The organism is Methanoculleus sp. (assembly GCF_030019085.1).
Taxonomy (GTDB): Archaea; Halobacteriota; Methanomicrobia; order Methanomicrobiales; family Methanoculleaceae; genus Methanoculleus.
This window is the reverse complement of record NZ_JASEFJ010000001.1, coordinates 164,741-185,295: the sequence shown is the minus strand read 5'-3', so window position 1 is coordinate 185,295 and position 20,555 is coordinate 164,741. Positions and strand designations below refer to the sequence as shown.

At 58.9% G+C, this 20,555-nt stretch carries 28 protein-coding genes; 17 read left to right on the top strand and 11 right to left on the bottom strand.

Features of this window, described 5'->3' with window-relative positions; all coding sequences use genetic code 11:
* Nucleotides 1–4: 4 nt before the first annotated feature.
* Genes QMC91_RS01085 through QMC91_RS01070 form a run of 4 tightly spaced genes read right to left on the bottom strand, consistent with a single transcriptional unit; the run spans nt 5 to nt 2,889 of the window.
* On the bottom strand, nt 5–730 hold the full coding sequence (locus tag QMC91_RS01085; protein ID WP_300234083.1) for a methyltransferase domain-containing protein: 726 nt from the start codon (nt 728–730) through the stop codon (nt 5–7).
* A complete protein-coding gene (locus QMC91_RS01080; RefSeq protein ID WP_300234081.1) occupies nt 727–1,068 on the bottom strand; it encodes a nascent polypeptide-associated complex protein in 342 nt (113 codons plus the stop codon). Before QMC91_RS01080 ends, QMC91_RS01085 begins: the two co-directional genes overlap by 4 nt.
* Nucleotides 1,050–1,550, bottom strand: coding sequence for a PUA domain-containing protein (locus QMC91_RS01075; RefSeq protein ID WP_300234078.1), 501 nt, complete (start codon nt 1,548–1,550; stop codon nt 1,050–1,052). The genes QMC91_RS01080 and QMC91_RS01075 overlap by 19 nt, the downstream gene beginning before the upstream one ends.
* The gene (locus QMC91_RS01070) at nt 1,492–2,889 is read right to left on the bottom strand and encodes a DHH family phosphoesterase (protein ID WP_300234076.1); all 1,398 of its coding nucleotides are present in this window, start codon (nt 2,887–2,889) and stop codon (nt 1,492–1,494) included. Before QMC91_RS01070 ends, QMC91_RS01075 begins: the two co-directional genes overlap by 59 nt.
* A gap of 275 nt (nt 2,890–3,164) precedes the next feature.
* On the opposite strand from QMC91_RS01070, the gene QMC91_RS01065 reads away from it, so the two are divergent.
* From QMC91_RS01065 to QMC91_RS01010, 12 genes are all read left to right on the top strand, one after another.
* Nucleotides 3,165–4,568: an NAD(P)H-hydrate dehydratase gene (locus tag QMC91_RS01065; RefSeq protein ID WP_300234073.1), complete on the top strand. Its 1,404-nt coding sequence runs from the start codon at nt 3,165–3,167 to the stop codon at nt 4,566–4,568.
* Between the two features lie 57 nt (nt 4,569–4,625).
* Entirely contained in the window at nt 4,626–5,120 is a 495-nt protein-coding gene (moaC, locus tag QMC91_RS01060; protein ID WP_300234136.1) for a cyclic pyranopterin monophosphate synthase MoaC, read from the top strand.
* Nucleotides 5,121–5,514: 394 nt separating this feature from the next.
* Nucleotides 5,515–6,105 (top strand): 50S ribosomal protein L15e, encoded by a 591-nt coding sequence (locus tag QMC91_RS01055; protein ID WP_300234070.1) that lies wholly within the window; start codon nt 5,515–5,517, stop codon nt 6,103–6,105.
* A gap of 21 nt (nt 6,106–6,126) precedes the next feature.
* The gene (locus QMC91_RS01050) at nt 6,127–6,774 is read left to right on the top strand and encodes an RNase P subunit p30 family protein (protein ID WP_300234068.1); all 648 of its coding nucleotides are present in this window, start codon (nt 6,127–6,129) and stop codon (nt 6,772–6,774) included.
* Nucleotides 6,771–7,253, top strand: a complete 483-nt coding sequence (locus QMC91_RS01045) for an Rpp14/Pop5 family protein (RefSeq protein ID WP_300234065.1) — start codon at nt 6,771–6,773, stop codon at nt 7,251–7,253. The genes QMC91_RS01050 and QMC91_RS01045 overlap by 4 nt, the downstream gene beginning before the upstream one ends.
* Nucleotides 7,253–7,990 carry an archaeal proteasome endopeptidase complex subunit alpha gene (gene psmA, locus QMC91_RS01040; protein ID WP_300234062.1) on the top strand — a complete coding sequence of 246 codons (738 nt, stop codon included), beginning with the start codon at nt 7,253–7,255 and terminating at the stop codon, nt 7,988–7,990. Before QMC91_RS01045 ends, psmA begins: the two co-directional genes overlap by 1 nt.
* Entirely contained in the window at nt 7,987–8,691 is a 705-nt protein-coding gene (locus QMC91_RS01035) for a ribosome assembly factor SBDS (protein ID WP_300234060.1), read from the top strand. The genes psmA and QMC91_RS01035 overlap by 4 nt, the downstream gene beginning before the upstream one ends.
* Nucleotides 8,692–8,747: 56 nt before the next feature.
* Nucleotides 8,748–9,038, top strand: coding sequence for a 50S ribosomal protein L37ae (locus QMC91_RS01030; protein ID WP_300234058.1), 291 nt, complete (start codon nt 8,748–8,750; stop codon nt 9,036–9,038).
* A 6-nt stretch (nt 9,039–9,044) separates the two neighbouring features.
* Nucleotides 9,045–9,176 (top strand): DNA-directed RNA polymerase subunit P, encoded by a 132-nt coding sequence (locus QMC91_RS01025; protein WP_300234056.1) that lies wholly within the window; start codon nt 9,045–9,047, stop codon nt 9,174–9,176.
* Nucleotides 9,173–9,580, top strand: a complete 408-nt coding sequence (locus QMC91_RS01020) for a hypothetical protein (protein WP_300234054.1) — start codon at nt 9,173–9,175, stop codon at nt 9,578–9,580. Before QMC91_RS01025 ends, QMC91_RS01020 begins: the two co-directional genes overlap by 4 nt.
* The gene (locus QMC91_RS01015; RefSeq protein WP_300234052.1) at nt 9,577–9,837 is read left to right on the top strand and encodes a KEOPS complex subunit Pcc1; all 261 of its coding nucleotides are present in this window, start codon (nt 9,577–9,579) and stop codon (nt 9,835–9,837) included. Before QMC91_RS01020 ends, QMC91_RS01015 begins: the two co-directional genes overlap by 4 nt.
* Before the next feature lie 124 nt (nt 9,838–9,961).
* A complete protein-coding gene (locus QMC91_RS01010; RefSeq protein WP_300234049.1) occupies nt 9,962–10,327 on the top strand; it encodes a prefoldin subunit beta in 366 nt (121 codons plus the stop codon).
* Nucleotides 10,328–10,820: 493 nt separating this feature from the next.
* On the opposite strand, the gene QMC91_RS01005 is transcribed toward QMC91_RS01010, so the two are convergent.
* Both QMC91_RS01005 and QMC91_RS01000 read right to left on the bottom strand, forming a co-directional pair.
* The gene (locus tag QMC91_RS01005) at nt 10,821–12,365 is read right to left on the bottom strand and encodes a 2-isopropylmalate synthase (RefSeq protein WP_300234134.1); all 1,545 of its coding nucleotides are present in this window, start codon (nt 12,363–12,365) and stop codon (nt 10,821–10,823) included.
* A gap of 432 nt (nt 12,366–12,797) precedes the next feature.
* Nucleotides 12,798–13,166: a helix-turn-helix domain-containing protein gene (locus QMC91_RS01000; protein WP_300234046.1), complete on the bottom strand. Its 369-nt coding sequence runs from the start codon at nt 13,164–13,166 to the stop codon at nt 12,798–12,800.
* Between the two features lie 164 nt (nt 13,167–13,330).
* Here QMC91_RS01000 and QMC91_RS00995 point away from each other — a divergent pair, with 164 nt between their 5' ends.
* Entirely contained in the window at nt 13,331–13,894 is a 564-nt protein-coding gene (locus QMC91_RS00995; RefSeq protein WP_300234042.1) for a flavin reductase family protein, read from the top strand.
* 59 nt (nt 13,895–13,953) lie between these two features.
* On the opposite strand, the gene QMC91_RS00990 is transcribed toward QMC91_RS00995, so the two are convergent.
* Together QMC91_RS00990 and QMC91_RS00985 are read right to left on the bottom strand one after the other, a co-directional pair.
* Nucleotides 13,954–15,255 carry a condensation protein gene (locus QMC91_RS00990; RefSeq protein WP_300234039.1) on the bottom strand — a complete coding sequence of 434 codons (1,302 nt, stop codon included), beginning with the start codon at nt 15,253–15,255 and terminating at the stop codon, nt 13,954–13,956.
* 70 nt (nt 15,256–15,325) lie between these two features.
* A complete protein-coding gene (locus QMC91_RS00985; protein ID WP_300234037.1) occupies nt 15,326–15,937 on the bottom strand; it encodes a DNA-3-methyladenine glycosylase in 612 nt (203 codons plus the stop codon).
* A gap of 110 nt (nt 15,938–16,047) precedes the next feature.
* On the opposite strand from QMC91_RS00985, the gene QMC91_RS00980 reads away from it, so the two are divergent.
* A complete protein-coding gene (locus QMC91_RS00980; RefSeq protein ID WP_300234035.1) occupies nt 16,048–16,449 on the top strand; it encodes a cupin domain-containing protein in 402 nt (133 codons plus the stop codon).
* Between the two features lie 375 nt (nt 16,450–16,824).
* Here the strand turns inward: QMC91_RS00980 and QMC91_RS00975 are convergent, their stop codons facing one another.
* From QMC91_RS00975 to QMC91_RS00965, 3 genes are all read right to left on the bottom strand, one after another.
* Nucleotides 16,825–17,895, bottom strand: a complete 1,071-nt coding sequence (locus QMC91_RS00975; RefSeq protein ID WP_300234032.1) for a hypothetical protein — start codon at nt 17,893–17,895, stop codon at nt 16,825–16,827.
* A 181-nt stretch (nt 17,896–18,076) separates the two neighbouring features.
* On the bottom strand, nt 18,077–18,628 hold the full coding sequence (locus QMC91_RS00970) for a metal-dependent hydrolase (protein ID WP_300234029.1): 552 nt from the start codon (nt 18,626–18,628) through the stop codon (nt 18,077–18,079).
* Between the two features lie 35 nt (nt 18,629–18,663).
* A complete protein-coding gene (locus QMC91_RS00965) occupies nt 18,664–18,879 on the bottom strand; it encodes a hypothetical protein (protein WP_300234027.1) in 216 nt (71 codons plus the stop codon).
* 65 nt (nt 18,880–18,944) lie between these two features.
* Here QMC91_RS00965 and QMC91_RS09945 point away from each other — a divergent pair, with 65 nt between their 5' ends.
* From QMC91_RS09945 to QMC91_RS00960, 3 genes are all read left to right on the top strand, one after another.
* Entirely contained in the window at nt 18,945–19,136 is a 192-nt protein-coding gene (locus tag QMC91_RS09945; RefSeq protein ID WP_366944344.1) for a helix-turn-helix domain-containing protein, read from the top strand.
* Between the two features lie 35 nt (nt 19,137–19,171).
* A complete protein-coding gene (locus QMC91_RS09940; RefSeq protein ID WP_366944347.1) occupies nt 19,172–19,318 on the top strand; it encodes a zinc ribbon domain-containing protein in 147 nt (48 codons plus the stop codon).
* A 167-nt stretch (nt 19,319–19,485) separates the two neighbouring features.
* Nucleotides 19,486–20,217, top strand: coding sequence for a formate dehydrogenase accessory sulfurtransferase FdhD (locus QMC91_RS00960; RefSeq protein WP_300234025.1), 732 nt, complete (start codon nt 19,486–19,488; stop codon nt 20,215–20,217).
* Nucleotides 20,218–20,555 lie beyond the last annotated feature (338 nt).

Sequence of the window (20,555 nt, the reverse complement as noted above, 5' to 3'; positions counted from 1 at the left end):
CTCTCTACCTGCGCGCTATGGTGATGTAACCGCTGTGGGCGACCCGGGTTGACGGTCGCGTCCCCCTGGCGGAACGCGTCAGTTCACGCTCGATACACTCGTAACAGTGAACCTCGCGAAAGATCGGTGTTGCGGCATCGAGCGCGACGAAGGTGTGCTCGAGGAACGGCGTGTAGCAGGCCAGGTAGCCGCCGGGCCGGATGAGCGAGAAGGCGTGCTCCACGTGTGCCGGGGTTATCGTCATATCCAGGTGGACAACGTCGAACCATCCGGTCGCCTCGAGCATATCGCCCGCTATCACCTCGACGTTATCAAGTCTGGCGTTTCTTATGTTCTTCTCTGCAAGCCTTGCAAACTCGTGACGCACCTCATAGGTCTTCACCTCGCGGGCGATCTTTCCAAAATAGATCGCGGCGACTCCGCTCCCCGTCCCTGCGTCGAGGACGGTATCCTCCCGGTTCATCCCGGTGTAGGCTATAACCATCCCGATGTCTTTGGGGAGCATCGGGGCGCCGCTACGCTTAGCGTGGACAAAAAAATCGGTCGGCCGTGGACGCAACACGGTGAATGGGACGCCAAGGTGTGTCCTGACCTCGTCGCCGGGACTCATCCCCGGGAGTGCCGAGAGGTCGATCATCCCGCGGTCGGTGGAGAACTGTCCCTCCCCCGCCGTCACGAAGTACTCCCGATCCTCTCCGACGAGAAGGAGATGTTCCCCGATCTCGATCATTGCTCGCTGAGTTTCAGAATGGCTTCGGCAATATCGCCGCGGGTCTCGATGAGCGCAGCCCGTGCAACCTCGTCTGTTGCTCCGGTCTGGGATGCAACGAGCGCGACGTCTTCGTCCGGGATCTCCGGGATGGCCTCCTCGAACCGGGGTTCGCCGGTGATCTGGTAGGTTGTGATCCCCTGCATCCTGGTCGCGACGACCTGGGGTTCGTCGAAGATGTAGTCCCCACCAACCGTCTGGATTACGACCCTCTCAACGCCCTCGATCTCCTCCATCTCCATACCCATCTGCTTCATCATCTGCTTCATCTTCTTTGGGTTTACCTTTCCTGGATACATTTGGATCCTCTCCCCTGCCTTATTTTTACGGCTACACCGTAATTAAATGCCAGCATCTCCCGACCGGAGAGGAGGGCAGCGCCGGTGGCAAGTAAGTTATCCTCCCCGGTCACCACCAGCACCTCGTCCCCTGCGCGGATCTCTTCGTCGGCAGAGACCACGTGTTTCGCCATCGTGTTCTTCCCATCGGCGATAAACGCCGCCACATCCTCCTGCACCGTCACCCGGTAGCACGGCGGGGGTATGTGGGCGGCAAGACGCAGCGCTCCGGCGATCCCCAGGGTGAGGCGACCATCCTGCGCACGAACGGTCGCAAGCCTATCGCCGTCCAGATGCGCCTGGCGGATGCGTCCCGTCGTTGATAACTGGAACGTGCATCCGTCGGGGAATATAGCCTCCCCTGCCCCTTTCCCGAACTGGAAGTCACCTATCGTCCTGATCCGCCGTAGCAAACTGTCTTTTGAGTACCTGGTTGACACCATCAACAAACTCCTCCTCTGTATCGCGGGGGATGAACGCCCCGGCGGCGATCCGGTGCCCGCCGCCCGCACCGCCCACCGACTCCGAAGCCTCAACGAGCGCCTGCTGGAGGTCGACCCCCCGGCTGATCGCCCACTCGTTCGTCCGCATCGAGACCTTGGTGAGGTCAGGTTCGTCCACCATTGCGCTGAGAACCATTATGGGTTTACGCCAGTTCAGTCTTGAGAGCGCCATGCCCGCTCCTATCCCGACGATGGTGTCTGGGAACCGGTCGCCGGTGTGGATATACTGGAGGTGGGAGAGTTCAGTGACGCCGGTGTCAAGGATGTAGCGGAGCAGGTCGCGTATGACGGAGCGGTGGTGGCCGAGCATGTACTCCGCCTCGCGGTAGGCCTCGCCGCGCATCCCCCGGCAGATGTTGCTCCCCACTCGGGGTTTTGCCCACCTGCCGCAGGCGTTGAGCAGGGTGGCATACTCCGAAGCGTTCCTGAGGGCTGTCCGTTCCGGTTCGTCCGGGAAGGTGTAGGTTTCGGCGAGGAGGCGGTCGGTATCCCGGCCGTGGGCGATGAGGTGCTGGGTCAGAGCGCTGATGATCCTGCGCCGGTCGTCGAATGGGAGTTCTTCCCAGACTAGCCAGCCGCCCCGGGGGTTCTTCAGTTCGACGCCGAGGCGTTCTAGGAACCGGAGGGCGCTGCTGGTGTTGTTTGAGATACCGTCGATGTAGGGCTCGTCGCAGTAGCCAAGACAGATGTGGACGGGCCGGGTTGAGAGGCCGTAACAGTTTAAGTCCCTACTCTGCACGATGATGTTACCGTACTCGACGCCGTCCTGGACGATCTCACGTGCGGGGCCGACCAGTCCGCAGTTCTCGCGGGCCATCATGTCCCCGACGTTCCCGATCACGGCGAGTTTAGCAAGGTCGATGTTCGTCGCATCAAGCGTCTTTGCGACCATGTAGGCGAGACCGGCGGCGCTCATCCGGGTGATGCCGTGGTCCAGGCAGTTGATCATGGGGTATGCCGTGCCGCAGGGCTGGCTGACGTGGTGATCCAGGATCAGAACTTCGTCCCCGGGGAGACCGTGGCTCTCGAGGAGGGTCTGCTGCCCGGCGCCGAGGTCTGCAAAGAGTTTGAGGGAATTGCCGTCCGGGATGTGTCGCATCGCCATCGGTTCGAGCTGGCGAACGAAGACCGATTCGACCGGTATGCCCTCTCGGCTGAGCGCCTGCGCCAGGATCGCCTCCGTGCTGATACCGTCGGCATCGATGTGGGAGATGATCGTCACCGAGTCTGCTTCAGAGATGATGTCAGTCGCTCTCTGCAGATCGCTATCGAGACTCATCTTCATATCTGTGCGTGGTGCAACTCAATAAATTCATGCAGGGAGGGGCGAACGGGATTTTAATGCGGAGATCAGGGGGGACGCCATAAGACGATACCACTTCTGGCACCGTATTTTGTGGAACCTACAATGAGGGGAAAGGATCTGCCATTTTTACGTTGGCGTAATCCTTTTGCTGCCGGATCATCCCCGCCTCCATAGATCCCATTCAAAAGATATCTAAGAGAGAAACTCCATAGCACCCGATAGTTGCAAGATTCCACGAGGGGGGATATATGACCGGAAAAGGTATGCGGGAGTTTCTGGAGACCGACGTGATCGACGCCGGGCGTATGCGTGCAGTTGAGGGGAACGCGATCGCGCTCGGCCTGCCGTCGCTTGTGATGATGGAGAGCGCCGGGCGGGCGGTTGCTGCCGCCGTGGAGTCTTTCAGCCCATCCCACGTCCTGGTGCTCTGCGGGAGGGGGAATAACGGCGGCGACGGTATGGTAGCGGCACGCTACCTCCAGCACCTCGACGCGGTCGACGTCATCTACCCCGACTGCGGTTCGATGACCGCCCCGACCGCCTCGGAACTCAGTCTGCTCCGGCACTGCTCTGTCGGTCTCCACCCGATCAGGTGCGCTGCCGAGATCGATGGGCTCTCGCACCTCTTTGAGATGGCAGAGATCATCGTCGATGCGATGCTTGGCACAGGCGCGTCCGGTGTGCCTCGTGAACCGCTCGCAACCCTTGTTGCCCGCGCAAACGCGAGCTCTGCGCCGGTCATCGCCGTCGATATCCCCACGCCGGGCATACGTGCAAACCGGATCCTCTCGTTCCACCGTTTAAAGACACACGGCGCAGATCTCGTGGATATCGGAATCCCGCTCGAGGCTGAGGTCTACATCGGTCCCGGCGATCTCACGCTCATCCCGGTAAGAGAGAGGGAGGCTCACAAGGGCGCCGGCGGCGAGGTTCTCGTCATCGGTGGCGGCCCTTACCAGGGTGCGCCCTACATTGCGGCGCTCGGCGCGCTGCGTGCCGGCGCGGACATCGTGCGGGTCGCCTCCCCCGCTTACATCCCATTCCCCGACCTGATCTACGAGCGTCTGGATGGCGAGATGATAACCCCAGACCACCTGGAGACCATCCTCCGACTCGTGGACAGGGCCGATGTTGTCGTCTGCGGTATGGGGCTAGGGGAGGCGAGCCACGAGGTCGTCCTTGGCGTTGCGGAAGGGGCAGGGCGAGCGGTCTTTGATGCCGACGCTCTCCGCCGCCCGCTACCAGCGGCTAAAGAGACGATCTACACACCCCACACCGGCGAGTTTGCCCGGATGACCGGGACAGAACCGCCTACGGAGGTTGTGGCACGTGGCCGGTCTGTGAAGGCCGCCGCATCGACCGGGACGATCCTCCTCAAAGGCCCGGTCGACGTGATATCCGATGGCACCCGCGTCCGGTTCAACCGGACCGGCACCCCTGCTATGACCGTCGGCGGGACGGGCGACCTGCTCGCCGGGGTTGCGGGCGCGCTATTCTGCCACCTCCAGGCCTTCGAAGCGGCCTGTATCGCTGCATACGTGAACGGCAGGGCCGGGATGCGGGCGGCAGAGGAGAGGGGGAACGGTATCCTTGCCACCGATATCCTGGACTTTATCTCGCAGGAGATATTTCTCTCCCGGTCGCCTGAGTGAGACTTCCCGGGCGTCCACATTTATCCCCGACAGGAGAGAAGATCTCCTGCAATGGATATGAACGAGTCCGGTGAGGACGGCATGACCCCGGTCTTCACTCACATCGAGAACGACCGTGCACGGATGGTGGACATCTCGGCAAAGACCGAGGTTCCCCGCGAGGCGGTTGCAAGTGGCCGGATCTATCTCCGGAGGGAGACCCTAAAGGCGATCAGGGAGGGGACGACGGTCAAGGGCAACGTCCTTGCAACCGCGCGGGTGGCGGCAACACTGGCTGTGAAGGAGACGCCGCGCATAATCCCCATGTGCCACCCCATACCGCTTGCAGGGGTCACCATAGACTTTGAGGAGGGCGATGGTTACCTGGAGACGACCGCCCGTGTGAAGTCTTTTGGGAGGACGGGCGTTGAGATGGAGGCGCTTACAGGTGTCTCTGTTGCCCTGCTCACGGTCTGGGACATGGTAAAGTCGGCCGAGAAGGATGAGAACGGTCAGTATCCTGTCACCCGGATCGATGCCATCCGCGTTCTGGAGAAGAAAAAAGGACGGTGAGAGGCCGGCCACCCGACAGGGGGGATGCAGGGGGTGGAAACAAAATATCGATGAGAGCTTCACCGAGAAACCAGAAAGATACTCCCCCCGCACTGTATCTATGGATTATCGCCCCGTAGGAGAGGGGCTGGCGGGTAGGGGGCGGAAACGCCCCCCCTGTCTCGACATGCTGCTCCCTGGAGAGTCTCTTTCTCGTAGCGTCGAACAGCCCCCCTGCTTGAAAATGTCACCGGCACAGCATATTACTGGCAGGACACCCACCACCCGGTGTCGAGACGGAGAGGGAGGGGATGACGGAATCCTTTATCTACGCTCCAGTCGACCTATGTGGAACCACGGGATACGTCCCGGAAAGGAATGTGGCGGAAACGCTGAACCTGAGGTGATTGAGAGCATGGCAAAATCGATGTATGCCTACGTACGTGAGGCCTGGAAACAGCCTGACACGTCCGAGGTGAAAGACCTCCTCTGGGAGCGTCTCCAGGTCTGGCGGCGTGAGGGGAGTGTTGTGCGCGTTGAGCGCCCCACAAGGATCGACCGCGCCCGTTCGCTCGGCTACAAGGCCAAGCAGGGCATAATCGTCGTGCGGGTCAGGGTCCGCCGCGGCGGTCGGAGAAAGCCCCGTTACGTTCGCGGGCGCAGGTCTGCGCGCATGGGTATGCGCCGGATGACACCGGCAAAGAGTCTCCAGCGCATGGCTGAGGAGCGCGCGTCCCGGAGGTACCCGAACATGGAGGCCCTGAACTCCTACTGGGTCGGCGAGGACGGACGCTACAAGTGGTTTGAGGTGATCATGGTCGACGGCCACCACCCGGTCATCCAGAGCGACCGGAACCTCTCCTGGCTGGCCGACCCGGTTCATCGCGGCCGGGCGGAGCGTGGCAAGACCTCCGCCGGCATGAAGGGGCGCGGGATGCGGAAGCGCGGGCGCGGAACTGAGAAGACTCGCCCCAGCATCCGCTCGCATGCAAACCGCGGCAAATAAAAATCCCTTTTTTATACGACAATGAAGATCACAGATGCCCGTATATTCCCCTATCCTGCCGGTGACTCGACGGTTGCGCGGATGGCGATCGAGGCGGGAGAACTCGGGTTCGATAGTCTTGTCGCCATTGGGGATGTTGGGCATCAGTCGTTTCAAGGGGTTGAGATCCTCCAGGGCACTATCATCACTGCCCAGTCAATAAGAGAGGTACTCCGCGATCTGCGCGACCCCGCCGTCCGGCGCGCCGACGTCGTCTACGTCGATGCCGGGGATCTCCCGTTCAACCGCGCTCTTGCCAGCATAAATGAGGTGAACGTCATCAGTAAGATCCATACCACCCGGCAGAACGCCTTTGACCACGTTGCCGCACGGACGGCGGCGGAAAGGGGTGTGGCGGTGGAGATCTCGCTTGCCCCACTGATCAACCTTCGCGGGGTGAAACGCCAGCGGGCGCTGAACCGGTATGCGGACATCCTGGCGCTGCATCGGCGTTACGGGTTTATGCTGACCATATCGAGCGCTGCCCGTTCTATACTCGATCAACGCTCGGTTCGCGAGATCCGGGGGCTCTGCGAACTCTTCGGTATGACCGGGGCCGAGGTGAACGAGGCACTATCGTCTGTTGGCCGGATAATCGAGCCCTTCAGCCCCGTGGGGGTGGTCAGATGAGACCCAGACCCCCTGCGATGCGGACGAAAAAGCGCTACATTCTGGTCAGGATCATTCCCTCCGGTGCGACGGTTGACCAGAAACAGCTTTACCTATCCGTCATCGAGGCCGCAACCTCTCTCTTCGGGGATGCGGCCGTCGGTCTCGCTCAGCCCGCTGCGGTATACTGCGATGAGGGGTATGCCGTGATCCGGTGCCGGCGCGGGACGGAGAGGGACATCGCCGCGGCGCTTGCAACGGTCACGGCGGTCGGCGATGACCGGGTCTCGCTCCGGACGGTCGCCACCTCCGGGACAATCCGTGCGCTGCGGCGCCGGATGAAACCGATCCGACCCCGTCCAGAGGAGGGGGAGATGGTGGTCGGTGGGACGGTTTATGCCGTCTGCCGGTATCCGGGTCAAAAGGTTGATTTGATTGAAAAGGGTATTAAGCATCAGAAAAGATTCTTTTTCAGCGAACTCGATTTGGAGGAACGATAATGCAACCACAATATCAGATGGGATATGACCGGGCTATCACGGTCTTCAGCCCCGACGGAAGACTGTATCAGGTTGAGTATGCCAGAGAAGCGGTAAAACGGGGCACAACGGCCGTTGGGCTCAAGTGCAGCGAGGGTGTCGTGCTGATAGTCGATAAAAGGGTGACATCACGTCTCCTTGAACCGGCCTCCATCGAGAAGATCTTCAAGATTGACACACACATAGGCGTGGCCTCCTCAGGGCTTGTGGGAGATGCACGCTCCCTCGTGGACAGGGCACGGGTCGAAGCCCAGATCAACAGGGTCTCCTACAACGAGTCCATCGATGTCGAGACCCTGGCCAAGAAACTCTGCGACCATATGCAGATCTATACCCAGTTCGGCGGTGCGCGTCCCTACGGCACAGCGCTCCTGATCGCCGGGATCAGCGACGGTGAGGGCAGACTCTTTGAGACCGACCCGAGCGGCACGCTGCTCGAGTACAGGGCAACCGGGATCGGGACCGGCCGGCCGGCGGTCATGCAGGTCTTTGAAGAAGAGTATCGGGAGGATGCAGACTTCTCGGAGGCGATCTCTCTTGGCATCAAGGCGCTCCATGCAGCGACCGAAGGGAAACTGGACGTGAGCGCAATCGAGATCGGTGTCGTCTCCATCGAGAAGGGAGAGTTCCGGAAGATGGAGAGGGACGAGGTACAGACATACGTCGAGAAGTTTGATGAGAGCGTGCCATCAGAATGATCCCACTCGACCGTGCGGTTGTGGCGAGGTTCGAGAGTCACGGGGAGCGGTTTGAGGTGCTTGTCGACCCCGATCAGGCGATGCGTGTTCGGCAAGGCGAAGCGCTGGACATTGAGGATGTCGTTGCTGCCGACTCCGTCTTCTCGAACGCTGCTCACGGGGAGAGAGCCTCAGACGAGGCTCTCATGAAGGTCTTCAAAACGACCGAATTTGAAGAGATTGCGCCGAAGATCATCCAGAAAGGCGAGATCCATCTGACGGCAGAGCAGCGACGCCATCTCATCGCAGATAAACGGAACCGGGTCATAACGTTCATAGCCAGGAACGCTGTCAACCCGCAATCTGGCTACCCCCACCCCCCGCAGCGGATCGAACTTGCGATGGAGGAAGCGAAGGTGAACATCGATCCCTTCAAGTCGGTCGAGGAACAGGTCAAAGAGGTCGTTAAGGCCCTCCGCCCGATCCTTCCCATCCGGTTTGAGGAAGTCCGGATCGCTGTGAGGTTCCCGCCGGAACATGCTGCAAGGGCTTACGGGGAACTCCAGTCCGCAACAACGATCGAGCAGAACGAGTGGCAGAAGGACGGGTCCTGGATCGCCGTGGTCAGGATCCCGGCCGGCATCCAGGAGGAGTTCTACGACCTGGTGAACAAGATCTCGAGAGGGAGCGCTGAGACCAGGATCGTGGGGCGTCTGTCGTGAGTAACTAATATTAGTCGAGACCACAAAGATTAAAGGACATACAAGAGGTAGGCGAAATGGCAGGCCGTAAGCAGAGTGCAAAAGGCAGGGTTGTCGGGAGTTCCGGTCGATTCGGCCCGAGGTATGGCAGGTTCATCAGGAAGAGGGTAAACGAGATCGAGCAGATCTCCCGCGCGGTTCATGTCTGTCCTCGCTGTGACCAGGAAGCGGTCAGGCGTGTGGGGACCGGGATCTGGGAGTGCCGCAAGTGCGGGTTCAAGTTCGCAGGCGGAAGTTACGTTCCGGAGACGCCGGTTATGCGCGTCGCCGCGCGGAGTATCGAGCGTTCGCTGCAGAAGGAGGGTTAATCGGACGTGGTTGCCTACAAGTGCGCTCGCTGTAAGCAGAAGGTTGAGATAGATATCAATATACGCTGTCCCTACTGTGGGCACCGCATCCTCTTTAAGGAGCGCGGGGCCGCGATAAAAGACCTGAAGGCTCGATGAAGGTCGTCACGACGTCGCGCAAACCGGCTCCCGAGGTGCGGTCACTTGCACGGGATCTGGCGTTTGCGATCGGCGCCGAATATACCACCCGTGGGAAGATGGGGATGGATGATCTCCTGTCGTCCCATGAGGGGCCGGTTCTGATCGTCTCGAGGTCCGGTCAATATTTTCTTATTCAGGTTTTTTCGGACGGCGAGGTTGTTGCCGATGTTCGGGTTCTCTCGTTTGTGGTCGAGGAGCGGGAAGGTGCAATCTCTCGCGGGCTCACGATCTCCGACCATGCTGTCGCCGCGGCGCTCGAGGGTCTGGTCGATATGGTCTTTTGGGCGGATACGCTCCCGGAACACCGGATCGTGTTTGACGGGAGGCAGCGGCGACGCTATACCCTGACGGTGGCGCCATGAGACATTCAGCGGTATTCCGGTTTACGGTTCCCGATGCCCGTGCAATCTACCTCTCCGTCTGCCAGGAGGAGGGGGAGGTCGGTGAGCGTTCGTCGGCAGGGGTTAGACTTGAGGATGAGGAGAATCTAGTTCTTGAGGTGAGTGCTGCGGATATCCCGGCGCTTCGTGCGGCCCTGAACACCTGGCTTCGACTGGTCAATATAGCGGTTGAGGTGCGGGAGATCGCTCTCTCCTCAGGGGAGAGTCCTCCAGCCTGAACCCTACATTTAATGGGGTTCGCTGCTCTAACCTGTAAAAGGAGTGGCAGGGTGAAACCTGCCTGTCGCAGATGAGATAACTGTTATTTATCTATCTTTGTTGTAATCGAGGAGGAGATGTAATATGGAGAACGTTCCGCCAAAACTACAGAATCAGCTGGCGATGCTCCAGCAGATGCAGCAGCAGCTGCAGACCGTGATCACGCAGAAGGCGCAGTATGATATGACGATCCGCGAGGCCAGGCGTGCGCTCGAGGATCTGGCCGACGTCCAGGAGGATGCGGCGGTCTTCATGAACGTCGGCAGCGTCATGATGCAGAAGAGCAAGGAGCAGGTGGTTGCAGCCCTAAACGAGCGTATCGAGACGCTTGAACTCAGAGTCAAGTCGCTTGAGAAGCAGGAGAAGGCGCTGCAGGAGAGGTACGAGCAGCTCTCGTCCCAGATCCGGGATGTGCTCGAAGGTAAACAGAAACCTCCAGGCGCGGCCTGAACCAAACAATCGTTTTCACATGAATAAACCACTCCGGCGAGACCTGCCGCTCTTTTTGTCGTTGTTCTGCATTGCCACCTGGGAGGCCGCAGACGGTGCGAGGCAGCGGGGTCTACCACCATCGTGGTAGGGGTGCCCCGGGAGCCTGTAAAGACAGGTGCGGGGCCGTTCCGCCCCCTCCCTGTCAGCCCCACCCCCGTAAGGGGGTGATTCTCCATTGATACAGTGTCCGGTAGAGGGTTGTACCACCGCCCCGGCGAATCGCTCCAGAAAACCCTCTTCCCGTCCATCTCACGGTCTTCCAGGCCAATCGCCAACCACCGCCAATCCACTTTCCCGGCGGGCCGGCCGTCCAGACTGCTGGAGACACTCATACCCGGTCCACGCAGACACTATCATCGAGACCTCTATCCGGCCCCGGGCAGTTATCGAATCTCTACCGCGGTTCAAGAAAAGGTTTTGTAAAATGGGGAAAGGTGATAGGGGGTCTCTCTCAGTCTTCCTGGTTCCGGTCGTGTTTGTGCATCCTGCAGACCAGGTTGATCGCGTTGACCACAGCCTCGACCGACGCCAGGATGATGTCGTCGCTTGCCGAAGTGGCGTCAAATACCCGGCCCTTCTCGTCCTCGACGGCGATCGTGACGTGCCCGATTGCATCGGTGCCCCCCGAGATTGCCTCGATATTGAACTCCTTCAACTGAATCGGGGCCGGCATGATCCCGAGAATCGCCTTCACGGCCGCATCCACAGGACCGCTGCCGACGCTCGAGAAGATGTGCTCTTTCCCATCGACCAGCGCCCTGACGCTTGCTGTAGGGATCACATGGTTCCCGGTCATGATCGCGACGTCCTGGAGTTCCAGGGCTTTCTCGTCGGGTACAAGGTGCATGACGCTCTCCGCGATCTCGTAGAGGTCTGCGTCTGTCACCCGCTTACCCTTCCCGGAAATCGCCTTCACCCGCTGGATGATCTCGTCGAGCTGCGCATCGGTTGGCTCGATGTGCACCTCCGTCAGCATCTGTCTGACAGCGTGTCTCCCGGCGTGTTTCCCGAGTTTAAGCCTGCGCCGGTGGCCGACCATCTCCGGCGTCATGATCCCGGGCTCAAAGGTATCCGAGCGCGTGATAACGCCATGGGAGTGGATCCCGCTCTCGTGGGCAAAGGCGTTCTCGCCGACGATCGGCTGGGTTGGCGGGATGCTGATCCCGGAATATCGTGATACAAGCCTTGAGGTCTCAACCAGTCCTGTCGTCCGGATGCCTGTATCGATCCCGTAGATGGACGTGAGGGCCATCACCGTCTGCGCGAGGTCGGCGTTCCCCGCCCGCTCCCCGAGGCCGTTCACCGTCACCTGGACCTGCGAGGCTCCGGCCTCGACCGCCGCCAGGGTGTTTGCCACAGCAAGCCCGAAATCGTTGTGGCAGTGGACGTCGATCGGGCAGTTCACCTCGCTCCTGATCCTCTCGATGAGGCGTTTCATCGCCGCCGGCGTGATCACACCGACGGTGTCCGGGACGTTGACGATCGTGGCTCCTGCATCCACCGCGGTGCGACAGACCTGGATCAGGTAGTTCCAGTCGGTCCTGGTGGCATCCATCGGCGAGAACATGCACAGGTCGACGTGGTCACGCGCATACGTGATGATCTCGTTGACCGTCTCAAGTACCTGTTCTCGCGTCTTGCGGATGGTGTACTCCCTCTGGACGTCTGAGGTCGGGATGAAGACATGAACCATATCGACATCGCAGTCGATGCATGCATCCACATCAGAGGTGAGCGATCGTGCCAGTCCACAGACCTGTGACGAGAGGCCCAGACCCACGATGGCCCTGACGCTCTGGCGTTCGGTCTCCGAGGACGCAGGGAACCCTGCCTCGATGGCATGGACCCCTATTTTTGAGAGCTGTTCGGCAATAGCGAGCTTCTCTTCGAGCGTGAACGAGATGCCCGGTGTTTGTTCACCGTCGCGCAGCGTGGTGTCGAAAACAGTTACGTTCTTTTTCGCATGGCTATCGGCGAAGAAGACAGTACGCTTCAGCGTTTCCAGGTGCTTCAGCGTTTGTAGGTTTCATACCTAAACATTATCAGCGGAGGCATATAAAGAATTTGGGCAAACCGCCGGAAGTTTCTGGAGAGGCCATCAAGCATTACCGTCTGGCTGTGTCCTGGTTTGATGAACCTCACGGGACGGGTTCCGGTGGATGCCCTTCGCCGCGGACCACCCTCTATCTGGATGCGAGTGCGGCCGGGTTTTTGCAAGACGCTATTCCAGGGAGAGACCGGGGGATGGTAGTGGAGCATTTTTCATCCCCCTTCCCCATCAGCCCAACCCCTCATCGCGATACTCTACCTCCGACCCTTGCAGGTGGGCGGGAGGTATGGGAAAAGTAAGTGGTTCAGGAGAGATCTCAGCTCGATGGTTTGATGACTTCTCAGCCTCTCAGCATGACCGGCATCCTGCATTGCCGTTTCAACCTCCCCCATCTTTTGTGCACTGGCATGCGGTCCCATCCTCGATACCCAGGTAATCAAGACCCCAGGCACAGAGTGCTTCCATCACCGGGAGCAGAGTCTTTCCAAACTCGGTGATGGCGTACTCCACCCGTGGCGGCACCTCCGGGTAGACCGTCCGCATCACAAGACCGTCCTCCTCGAGTTCACGGAGCTGTCGCGTGAGCATCTTTGCGTTGACACCGGGGAGTTCGCGCTGCAGCTCAGAGAATCGCTTGATCCCGTCGCAAAGGTGCCAGAGTATCAGCGGCTTCCACTTACCGCCGATGACATCGAGGGCCGCCTCGATCGGGCAGTGGAAGGTCTTACCGTTCTTTGTGTAGGCCATAGTTACACCGATGTAAGTATCTTACCAAAACACCTGTATACCATATATATCTTCAAAGAGTCTATTTTACCATAACGGAGAGTCCATCAGTAGCATGAAGAGACCCCAGGTCTCATCGCAGCTGACAGACTTGCCGTGTTTCGCGCTCAGGTGAGGTGATAACCATGGAGAAAAAAGAGATCAATAGAAACTTTGCCCTCCCGATGCCGATCGTGCTTGTTGGGGCAGAGGTTAGCGGAAAGGTGAACTTCATGGCCGCGGGCTGGTGCTCGCAGGTGAACGGAAATCCGCCGATGATCCTCTGTGCACTTGCAAAGAACCACCATACAACAAAGGGGATCCTGGAGACCGGAACATTCTCTGTGAACGTCCCGTCACCGGCCATTGTGGATAAGACTGACTACTGCGGGCTGGTATCTGGGGCCGAGGTCGATAAATCAGGAGTCTTTGATGTCTTCTACGGGAAACTCAAGAACGCACCCATGATCAGAGAGTGCCCGGTCAATTTTGAGTGCCGTGTCTTCCAGACCGTTCCGTTGCCCAGTCACACGGCCTTCATCGGCGAGATCGTGGCAGCATATGCTGATGAAGGGGTAATAGTTGATGGGAAACCCGACTACGTGACCATCAATCCGCTCATCCTGACCATGGTCGACAACGCTTACCACGGTCTCGGCGAGACCGTCGGGAATGCCTGGAGCGCCGGGAAAAGCCTGATCCGAAAGTGAAACACCCGCCTGGCGCCAGAAAAGCCTCTGGAGGTCGTGGTAGCTCTCCCACCACCACCTCACGGCAGGTAGCCGTCCACATAGCCCAGGAACCGCTCCACCACCGCCGCTGAGTAGGGCCCTTCTTCGTACGCGGTGGCGAGGGTCAGGCGGTCGCGGAAGGTGGATGCTATCATCAGGAACCCGTAGGGCCAGCAGACGCAGGGGAGGTACTGGACATCCAGGAGGTCGAGGTTGCTCCTTCCCTTCCCCGGGACGGGGAGAAACTCGCCGGGGTCAAAGACCCCGAGGTTGGAGAAGACCGGGTTCTTGAGCCCGGAGATAGTGTAACGCTCGATCATATCGTCAAAGAACTCCAGCACCGCTGGCATCCCGCGGGCCATGATCCCCTCGTAGAAGAGGATTGCCGCAAGCCCGAGGTGTCCGGCCTTCCGGCGTGCCGTTATCGTCGTAACGTCATCTATGATATCCTCAAGCCCCGCCCCCTCCCCGGCGGTGATGGTGATCTCGTAGGCGGCGGAGAGGTTCGCGATGGGGCAATCGTCGTAGAGCCCCGGGTATCTCCGCCGGAGATCGGCCGATGTCAGGATGGAGCGGGGTGACCCGATGTCAGAAGGGTCGTCCCGGATATTTCGGAAGGCCAGGAAGAACGCAGCGATCAGGACGTCGTTAACAGTGGCCCCGTGCTCCTTTCCAAACGCTTTCATAAGTTCGAGCCTTTCGGGCGCAAGAGTCCTGAACGCAACCCTGGGTCTTCCCCGGCCAGGATGCTCGGCCGGGAAACTCCAGCGATCGACGAAAGGTTCCTCCTCGGCAAGCGCCCCTCTTTTCTCCTCCTCGGAGTGGAGGGTGAGGATTCTCTTTATGCTCCGGTCACAGGGCTTTCGCTCTGTCGGCCGGTGGTCGGGGCTCTCCATGAGTCTCCGGTAGACCGAGAAGACGTCCCGGGCAATGGCAAGGGCGCCACCGGCGTCGCAGAACCCGTGATGGCAGGTGACCGCTAGACGGTCACCCTCATCCCCCCGGTATAGCCCGACCCGAACCTGCGGCCCCTTTCGGACGTCAAGCGGCGGCGGGGGCGGCGGGGGCGGCGTGAGCGGCCAGCTGCGCTTTTCGATGAAGAACGCGCCGTCCCGGCACTCTGGTGGGATCTCCTCCCAGACCGGTAGGCCATCGACCTCCGTGTAGCGCGACCGAAGATAGGGGTCTGATGCGATCAGCCTCATCGTCGCCTCTCGCATGATCTCTGCCTCGATCTCACCGTCGAACGTGAAGACCACGTGCATCGTCGGGTCGTAGATCCTTTCGAAGTAAACGTTGAAGACGTCGAAGGATGAGGCGGGATGGCGGGCTTGGGGCATGAACGTAAGTTATCTCTCCGGTGAGGGATAACTGCTTTTGTCGGGGAAGGGTTGTGGGGCTCCCCCGATATCACCGCCGCGAGATGTATGGGTTCCCTTTCAGGTAAAACCTGAGAGGGAGGTCCGCCGCCTTCGTGATCCCGACCCGGATCGTCTGGACGATCTCTTCCCTGCGGCCCACTGCAGCGTGGACCCGCAGCGGACCGTCAGAGAGCGAGGTTCCGTCCAGGTCGATCGTTATACCGAGCGCCTCCGTCAGTTTTCCCGGGCCGTTTGCAAGTGAGATCGGGTCATCTCTCCCCCGCCGCGCCTGCATAAGGTCGATCCCGGCAACCGGTTCGAGCGCCCGTATCAGGACGGCCTCTCCCGTGCCCTCCGCTCCGGTCACGACGTTGACGCAGGTGTGGAGCCCGTAGATCCGGTAGACGTAAGCGTGGCCGGGGGGGCCGAACATTGCTCTGTTCCTCTCTGTCATCCCCCGGTAGGAGTGGGCCGCAGGGTCGTTCTGTAGATAGGCCTCGACCTCGACGATCCTGCCGGCGGTCGTTCCGGCATCCTCCTGGTGGATGAGCAGACAACCGAGCAGGTCACGGGCAACGGCCACAGTATCGCGTTCGTAGAAAGAGTGAGGAAGGCTCATGGTGCAGGGATATATCGCTTCAAGGTCTATACTCAGTGCCAAAGAAGGTTTCGTGAGGGTCACGACGATAAAAAGGCTCAAATGTTAAGTATCAGCAGTTCCATATAAGATTAATGTTATCAGTTTATCGATAACACTCAGGGGGTTGTGCAATGAAGAAAGGATTTGTAACTGATATAGAGTCCGAGACGAAGAAGAACACCTACTTCCGCCGGGTTCTGTATACAGGGAACCACAGTCAGGTTGTGCTGATGTGCCTCAAACCCGGCGAGGAGATCGGTGCGGAGGTGCACGAGGACGTCGATCAGTTCTTCCGGTTCGAAGAGGGTGAGGGCGTAGTCGTGATCGATGGTGTTGAGCACCAGGTAAAGGACGGGAGCGCTGTGGTTGTACCAAACGGCGCGAACCACAACGTGATCAACACCTCAAAGAAGGCTCCACTCAAGCTCTACACGATATACTCACCGCCTGAGCACCGCGATGGGGTCGTGCACAGGACTCGTGAGGAGGCCATGGCCGACAACGAGCACTTTGATGGAAAGACGACCGAATAATCCTCAAAAACCAGAACCCAATCTTTTTCTGAGAATGCCTTCTGAGAAGGCGATTTTTCCGTTGATACGGTCTCCAGGAGGCTACCTTTCTGGTTTCTCGGTGAAACCCTCTACGATACCCTCGATATCTCGTTTCCACCCCCCCCATGCACGGCCTCCGTGGGCCTTATCACTAGGCCCCACACACCGCAGCCCCAGAAAGCGGCCGGGTGGGTGGGGGGTTGTCATCGGAATACGGTCAGCAACTCCGCAGGAACCCTATGGAGATGGAACCAGGGGTTAAGGGCAGCCTCCAGAACCGAAAACCAGTGTATCTTCAGGGTAGAATGGCGGAAAGATGAGAGCGGTAACCCGTCTCTTCCCTTTCCCGGTGCCTTATCTCTTTTTCTTCCTGCCAGCGGGCGTCCCCGCGATCTTAACCTTCTGATCGCTCCCGGCAAGGATGCCCTGCTTGCGCAGTTCGGCGACGATGTTTGAGGTTGTGTGCCGGTCGATGGCAACCTCAAACATCATGGAGTTTCCATCCTCATCGTCTCTCTCCACCTTAAGAATGCCTGAAAGTTCGTCAACCGAGATGCCTGGTGTCTGCATCACCGCATCGAGGAGTGTCGCGATGATGAAACCCTTCACCCTGAGGTTCTCTTCTAGGGTGGCCACGGATTCGATATCCACCGTTGTGCCCTCAAGGGCGGCGAGCACCTCGTCCAGGTCGCAGGCAAAGTAAACCGCGGGATCGATAATAACCTGATAAACAGGGTCGATCCAGTAGACGGCCTTGATCTTCAGCCCGCACTCCTCCAGAAGGTCGGTGTCGATATCCGGCATTTTATCGGGCGAGACCTCCGCCACGATCTGCCCTGCGGGGATCTCCCTGACCAGCCGGTAGCCTTCGGGCGTCTCCTCGACGATCTCGTTTGCCATCAGCATGGCATGAAGCATGAAGGGGGGAACTTTTCCGGGAAGGAGATCATGGTCACCGATCATGCTCTCGAACAGCACCGTTTCGTCCAGTTCCATGCTGGCGTCCTTGTTCTTATCAATCCATGCCTGGATCTTCTCCGCCGCCCTGGTGAACAACTCCTCCTGCGACCGTTTGAGGTCATCCTCGGTGTAGAGGGTGTCCCCAGGCTTATGCCCCTCCAGCAGTTCCACGATCCGGTCGCGCTGGCGCCGGTACCTCTCCGCTCTCTCCCGGAACCACAGGGCGTCCTCTGAAGCCTCTTCTTCGGACACTTCTTCAGGTTTTTCTTCAGCCTCTTCCTCAATCAGTGCTGCAGCCTTCTCAAAACAGGCTATCAGGTCATCAAGCGAACCCTCCAGCACCTCATCGGCGTTGGCGAACCCCCGGACCTCCCTTCTGGCGCGGCAGCCCTTGCTCTTCAGAAAACCGACAAAATCCGCCGCGTCGTGCTCTTCCGTGAAGTTGACGACCTCTTCGAGGATCATACCATAGGGTGAGGGCTTATAGGAATAAAAAGGATCTTACAGGGGGTTCTGCGGGCAGGATGTAGGGCGGTGCTCAAGAAAATCCAGGCTGGAAAGGAGCCGTAAGGTCAAGGATCATGGGATGTGAAGACGTTCCCATTCCTGTCTCTTCGTCTCATGGGCTACCTACCCCCATCTTCACCTATCCAGATATCCCTCCACCACCCCCGATCCAGCCCTTCTTCTCGCACACCCACCACAACAACAGAGCGCCGAGCAGTGCAATGACCCCGACGATCAAGACCTCAGTATTCGCGACTCCATACCAGTCACGAGTATACTCAAATGCCCCGATACTGTAGCGCTGAGTGGAGAGCGGCCAGAATAGCGCATATCCTCTCTTGTATACAAGGGCGTCCTCGAAGAGGTGCGCCCCGAAGCCTGCAGCGGCAAAGAAGAAAGAGTCAACCAGTCTAACCCCGGCAGGGTGGAGCAGGAGCGCGACGAAGACCGCATACGCCAGCATGACCCCTACGTTGTGGAAGTTGCCGTGCGTGATGGGGCTCCCGTGTATCATGACCGTGATCCCGATGCTCTGCAACAGGTCATCCGCGACTATATCGAGATCCGGCAGATACGCGCTCGCAACAATGATCCAGGCGTGATTCCTCTCCTCACCCACATACCTTATGTAGTAGAGCATGCCAAGGACGATCGCGATCGCCGTCGAGTAGACCAGGTGTTCGAGAAGCATTCTTTCCTGTGACACCCCTTGACCCTGTGACTCCTTTATGGTGTCGAGGGGGTGGTCGAAGGGATCGGCTCTAACGATGCAGAAAACCCGGGGCCGGTTCCTTGCTCACGCCATACATCGCCACCGGCAGCGCCGGCCGAGAAAAGGTCGAGCGTCCCCTGGTGACTTTCATCGAGGGGAGCACCATCGGCATCAATGTAGACCTTTCCGGTCAGCCTGGCGTCTCGCCCCCCCGGACTGACCGCACGCATGGCCCGGGGTTGTTGACGCGAGATGGAGAGGCGCGGGTTAGTTCACTAACAACCATTATTATACAATGCATAAAACGTATCAGAATCAACTCTATCCGACGAAACGACGGGCCTCAAAAGTCGAGCAAAGTCAAGATATCTGTCGGGAAGGCTATAATGATACTTTAGCGTATCGAAAAAATCTTTATGAAACTAAGGGCGAATCGGTTTTGTTATACGAAACTAATAATCTTATCACAAAACAGAACACCTTCTGACAAATAGCATTCCAGATGTCGGCTAGAATCAGTTCATCACTATCACAGAGAACAAAGCGGAAGAGGCTGGTTCTCCTGCGATCCTGGTGAATCCCAGGAATACATCGCAGCAGTCTTCCATGTGTGGGATTATCGTCAGAAAGACGCTTTCTGACCGTTTTTATTCCTGCCCCGCAATTTAGGTTGATCACGAACTGTGACTAGAACGCGGCGATCAATATTATGAGATTGGGACTGCAATATCAAGGATGATATCCCAGGATGCCCCCCCAACTTCAGCTGGGGGAGGAGTCACATTCAGGAGAATCATTTCAGCCTTCACCCCAGGCGGCTAAACCGGGAGTTCCAGATGTTCAGGGAGATGCAGTGTGTCACGATCGACGGCAGACGGGTCGTTCGGAAAGTCGTTGAGGAGACACCGGTAGCGGTCTTTGTCAACGGTCGCCACCTTACAACCGTGATCCTGAGCCCGGGCGGGTTTCAAGACTTCATCACGGGTTACCTGTATACCGAGGAGATCGTCAGGAGCGCGGATGAGATAGAGTCGATCAGGATCGAGGACAACCGGATTAGCGTTCTCACAAAGAACCCATTCAGGAGGGGCAGCGTGAAAAAGACCATTCTATCGGGGTGTGGCGGTTCGGTCTCCTATATCGACACAGAACGACTGCCAGCGATCGATTCAGACCTTACGGTCAGCATCACGGATCTCCAGGCCGCCCTCGCTGCACTTCGGCCTTCATCCCCTCTAGATGTGGTGGCGCTTATGGATGACGGCCGTGTTATTACCTGCGCTGAAGACCTCGACCGGCATAACGCCCTTGACCGGGTGATCGGTCATGGGCTGCGTGATGGTCTTGATTTATCACAGATAACCGTGCTCAGCACCGGCACGGTAACCACAGAGATGGTCAGGAAATGTCTGACGGCGGGCATACCTGTGCTGGTCTCCACCGATCTGCCTACCGCGCTTGCGGTGGATGTCGCGAGGGGAGGGGGCCTTTGCCTGGTTGGGTCTGTGGGAACCCCCGAGATGGCCGTCTTTACGCACGCTGAGAGAATCTCAGGGGTTAAGAGGTAGGGTTCTCGGCGTGGGAGACCTCTATCCGCCAAAAACGATCCGCATAGAGGGTTTGCGCAGAAGGCGAGGGGCTGACTGATGATATGGCCTGAAATGACAGGACCTGCCTACTTTCGCCGTCCTTTTCGTGGCACCCCCACCACCCCCATGGGCAGTGGATACGGTGAACTATCCCGGAAACAATCCCACCTGCGGCTAATAGGAGGTTTCCCCCCCTTATTTCTCTACATGCCTGGGGGAAAGTTAATCGCCCGTTGATCATCACCACTCCCTGCTGTCCACCTTCAGCAGAGGGCACAACTCATCCCCAGCCTGACAAAAAGAAACCCCATTTTTGC

Excerpts from the sequence above, each read along its gene's own strand:
- QMC91_RS01085 (WP_300234083.1), bottom strand. The coding sequence starts at position 730 with ATGATCGAGATCGGGGAACATCTCCTTCTCGTCGGAGAGGATCGGGAG.
- QMC91_RS01080 (WP_300234081.1), bottom strand. The coding sequence starts at position 1,068 with ATGTATCCAGGAAAGGTAAACCCAAAGAAGATGAAGCAGATGATGAAG.
- QMC91_RS01075 (WP_300234078.1), bottom strand. The coding sequence starts at position 1,550 with ATGGTGTCAACCAGGTACTCAAAAGACAGTTTGCTACGGCGGATCAGG.
- QMC91_RS01070 (WP_300234076.1), bottom strand. The coding sequence starts at position 2,889 with ATGAGTCTCGATAGCGATCTGCAGAGAGCGACTGACATCATCTCTGAA.
- QMC91_RS01065 (WP_300234073.1), top strand. The coding sequence starts at position 3,165 with ATGACCGGAAAAGGTATGCGGGAGTTTCTGGAGACCGACGTGATCGAC.
- moaC (WP_300234136.1), top strand. The coding sequence starts at position 4,626 with ATGAACGAGTCCGGTGAGGACGGCATGACCCCGGTCTTCACTCACATC.
- QMC91_RS01055 (WP_300234070.1), top strand. The coding sequence starts at position 5,515 with ATGGCAAAATCGATGTATGCCTACGTACGTGAGGCCTGGAAACAGCCT.
- QMC91_RS01050 (WP_300234068.1), top strand. The coding sequence starts at position 6,127 with ATGAAGATCACAGATGCCCGTATATTCCCCTATCCTGCCGGTGACTCG.
- QMC91_RS01045 (WP_300234065.1), top strand. The coding sequence starts at position 6,771 with ATGAGACCCAGACCCCCTGCGATGCGGACGAAAAAGCGCTACATTCTG.
- psmA (WP_300234062.1), top strand. The coding sequence starts at position 7,253 with ATGCAACCACAATATCAGATGGGATATGACCGGGCTATCACGGTCTTC.
- QMC91_RS01035 (WP_300234060.1), top strand. The coding sequence starts at position 7,987 with ATGATCCCACTCGACCGTGCGGTTGTGGCGAGGTTCGAGAGTCACGGG.
- QMC91_RS01030 (WP_300234058.1), top strand. The coding sequence starts at position 8,748 with ATGGCAGGCCGTAAGCAGAGTGCAAAAGGCAGGGTTGTCGGGAGTTCC.
- QMC91_RS01020 (WP_300234054.1), top strand. The coding sequence starts at position 9,173 with ATGAAGGTCGTCACGACGTCGCGCAAACCGGCTCCCGAGGTGCGGTCA.
- QMC91_RS01015 (WP_300234052.1), top strand. The coding sequence starts at position 9,577 with ATGAGACATTCAGCGGTATTCCGGTTTACGGTTCCCGATGCCCGTGCA.
- QMC91_RS01010 (WP_300234049.1), top strand. The coding sequence starts at position 9,962 with ATGGAGAACGTTCCGCCAAAACTACAGAATCAGCTGGCGATGCTCCAG.
- QMC91_RS01000 (WP_300234046.1), bottom strand. The coding sequence starts at position 13,166 with ATGGCCTACACAAAGAACGGTAAGACCTTCCACTGCCCGATCGAGGCG.
- QMC91_RS00995 (WP_300234042.1), top strand. The coding sequence starts at position 13,331 with ATGGAGAAAAAAGAGATCAATAGAAACTTTGCCCTCCCGATGCCGATC.
- QMC91_RS00990 (WP_300234039.1), bottom strand. The coding sequence starts at position 15,255 with ATGCCCCAAGCCCGCCATCCCGCCTCATCCTTCGACGTCTTCAACGTT.
- QMC91_RS00980 (WP_300234035.1), top strand. The coding sequence starts at position 16,048 with ATGAAGAAAGGATTTGTAACTGATATAGAGTCCGAGACGAAGAAGAAC.
- QMC91_RS00975 (WP_300234032.1), bottom strand. The coding sequence starts at position 17,895 with ATGATCCTCGAAGAGGTCGTCAACTTCACGGAAGAGCACGACGCGGCG.
- QMC91_RS00970 (WP_300234029.1), bottom strand. The coding sequence starts at position 18,628 with ATGCTTCTCGAACACCTGGTCTACTCGACGGCGATCGCGATCGTCCTT.
- QMC91_RS00965 (WP_300234027.1), bottom strand. The coding sequence starts at position 18,879 with ATGCGTGCGGTCAGTCCGGGGGGGCGAGACGCCAGGCTGACCGGAAAG.
- QMC91_RS09945 (WP_366944344.1), top strand. The coding sequence starts at position 18,945 with ATGCATAAAACGTATCAGAATCAACTCTATCCGACGAAACGACGGGCC.
- QMC91_RS00960 (WP_300234025.1), top strand. The coding sequence starts at position 19,486 with ATGTTCAGGGAGATGCAGTGTGTCACGATCGACGGCAGACGGGTCGTT.